This window comes from Rhizobium sp. SVR5-9E (assembly GCF_056755095.1).
The window spans coordinates 1-2704 of the sequence record NZ_JBNDHS010000196.1 but is presented as its reverse complement, the minus strand read 5'-3'; the positions used below and the strand labels follow the sequence as shown (position 1 = coordinate 2704).

At 59.4% G+C, this 2704-nt stretch carries 2 protein-coding genes and 2 pseudogenes; all 4 read right to left on the bottom strand.

The window, feature by feature from the left end:
• Positions 1 to 178: 178 nt before the first annotated feature.
• Positions 179 to 435, bottom strand: a pseudogene (locus ACPYOJ_RS34255) (IS6 family transposase); the annotation flags it as partial.
• Positions 436 to 485: 50 nt separating this feature from the next.
• Positions 486 to 605 (bottom strand): annotated as a pseudogene (locus tag ACPYOJ_RS34250) (thermonuclease family protein); the annotation flags it as partial.
• A gap of 97 nt (positions 606 to 702) precedes the next feature.
• Positions 703 to 1194, bottom strand: a complete 492-nt coding sequence (locus tag ACPYOJ_RS34245) for a YciE/YciF ferroxidase family protein (RefSeq protein ID WP_481420203.1) — start codon at positions 1192 to 1194, stop codon at positions 703 to 705.
• 25 nt (positions 1195 to 1219) lie between these two features.
• Positions 1220 to 2143, bottom strand: coding sequence for a PhnA-like protein (locus tag ACPYOJ_RS34240; protein ID WP_481420202.1), 924 nt, complete (start codon positions 2141 to 2143; stop codon positions 1220 to 1222).
• Positions 2144 to 2704 lie beyond the last annotated feature (561 nt).

Here is a 2704-nt window from a genome sequence, read left to right as displayed (position 1 = left end):
TCATCCCTGCAGTAGACGATTTTAGTCTTGTCAGGATGAAGCGTCAGCCCACAGTCAGTAAAACGCGCGTCCAGAGCAGCTTGCAGTGGTTTGAAACCTACCCGACGGTCGGTTTCGAGGGGCCATACCCTCATCTTCCGTGCAGCTCGGCTCCCACACTGCTGCGGGTGCCTCGCGGCACACCCTCATCGAGGTGCCATTTATCGCCGAGCCGACCAACGGAACGACGGCGAATGTCGTTGGCAAAGTGCCGGCCGAATTTCTCCGCCCAAAGCCGGATCGTTTGGTGCGTCACGATGATACCGCGAGCCGCCAGCATTTCCTCGACCATGCGCAGGCTGAGCGGGAAGCGGAAGTAAAGCCACACAGCATGGGCGATGACTTCACGGGAAGACGATGGCGGCGGTAGAGCGGGTCACGAAACTTGAGGGTCATGCGCCATCATCGCAGACCAAGGTCGATCGACAGTTAACGTTACGATGCCCTTTCAGCCGTCCCTTGACGATTAACGCCAGCTTCCGTTCCTTGATGCACTTGGCGCCCGATCCCATCTCCGGCGTATCGATACCCGAAACGAACGGAACACCTTCTCCCAGCAATCGCATGTTTTGACCGCTCGGCAGCACTTTACCGTGTCGCTCGACAAGATGAAGGCAGCGCCCGGCAAGGATGTTCACACGTCTCGCGGCGCGTTGCCTGCAATCAGGCGGCCTGCACGTTAACGGTCGCTTTGGCGATCTCGGTAAGCCGCTCGTCTGTCGTTTCCTCTTCGTCAAGAGTCTCCGCGAGGAGGTCAGCTACGTCGCCTAAACCGAGCGTCTCGGCCCAGGTGACCATCGTGCCGTAGCGGCTGATCTCGTAATGTTCCACAGCCTGTGCGGCGGCGAGAAGGCCCGGATCAAGCGCTGCCGTGCCCTTGAACGCCTCCATGACTTCCTTGCCTTCCTCGATGATGCCGAGGATGGCATTGCAGGTCTTCGGCTGCGCCGCCTTGCCCATCAGTTCGAAGACCTGTTCCAGCCGCGTTACGTGATCTTCGGTCTGACCGCGATGGGTCTCGAATGCCTCCTTGAGATCAGGCGATTGCGCGGCTTCGGCCATCGTGGGCAGGGCCGTCAGTATCTGCTTTTCCGCGAAGTAGATGTCCTTGAGGGTCTCATAAAGGAGATCGTTGAGGTTTTTTGATTCTGCCATGTCGATGTTCCTTGTGTTGAGATGATTATGGGTTCCGGTCGCGTGTATATTCTTCAAGGATGGGGCCTGGCTTCGTGCCAGCCACACCGCCGAACCAAGCTGCAATCACGCCGAGAACGAGTGCGAGGAAGCCGAGCAGAGCGGCGCTGGAAACAACGTCCGTCGTGGCCTGTGCCGCCTCCAAAGCCTGCTGCTTTGCCTGATCGATGGATGCCCTGTAGTTTGCCTCGTATTCATCGATCTTCGCACGCGCCTGGTCGACAGGGATATTCTGAGCCTTCGCCAGAGCGTCGGCGGCACGGGCCTTGGCGTCCTCGAGCTTGCTCGGGTCGCCCGTTGCCACGGCCTTCATCGCCGTCACTGCCGCCGTTTGAAGGGCCTGCGGGTCGGAGCCACCGCTAGCCTCGCGGATCTGCCGTTCGATATCGGCCATCGGATCGGTTGCGGCGGCAATCGAAGGCGCTGCGCTGGTCGCCGCAGTTGCTGCCGTCTTGCCAACGCCGCCGACCGCGCTCAAAAGGCCGCTGAACGCGCCGCCAACGAGTGTGCCAACCGAGGTCGTCAGGAGGTAGAGAATGACCAGCGTGGTGACGGCCCAGCAGGTGATGCCGTGGAAACCGCCTGTGGACTTGCTGGGACGGCCAGACAGCCGGCTTGCCGCATAGGCGCCGATAAACGAGGCGACGATGCCGGAAAGGACGAACCAGAGGCCGCCGATGATGGAGAAACTCGTCGCTGTAGGATTGTCCGATGTGGCTGGGTCGAGAACTGCAGCTCCAATTCCGACGCCGAGAAGATTGAGCAGGAACTGGGCCGCGAGTGCGAGAACGACGCCGGCAAACACTGCACCCCATGATATCTTGTTGATGGTGGCCGTCATCCGCGGGTCAACGGGGTTGACCGCATACGGAGTATCCCCCGGCAGGCGGGAGATGGATGGTTGGGACATTGTAGGAGCCTCCTTTTCGCGGTTCTGTGGATGCCAACTCCCGCTTCATCCGAATGTTCCAAGAAGTATTTCGCATCGGCTAGCGTGTAGCGGTCGCTTTCAGCGGCACCGATGCTGAGCAGGATGCAAAGGATGTGTCGAATGCCCGTGGCCTGATCGCGAAGGATTCAATGGTGACGCTGGGAACACGTATGTCCGCAAAGTTTGCTGCGACTAGGGCGACCGACATTGTGCCTGACCGCAATTTAATCCCGGAGAAAGACAGTGAGAGGCCCGCTGCCGTTTAGGCGATCGACTCCGCACATGGTGTCAACTCGGATAGGAGGTCGACCGCCCTCAATTCCGCGGATATGCGTTCGATGTAGGCGGTCGCGAAATCTCGAATTTTGCCATCAATCTGGAAATTTGAAATCACTCGAACGCCCCTAGAGGGCCCCCAGCGTGATGTGTCGCTTGTAGGAACGCCACAAAGACCCGCAGAATTGACCGCGGGGTGTCTTCGTTGAGCCAGATTTTACTGGCAATTGCCGGCGGCATCTTTGACTTGGCCCTGAACGCAGT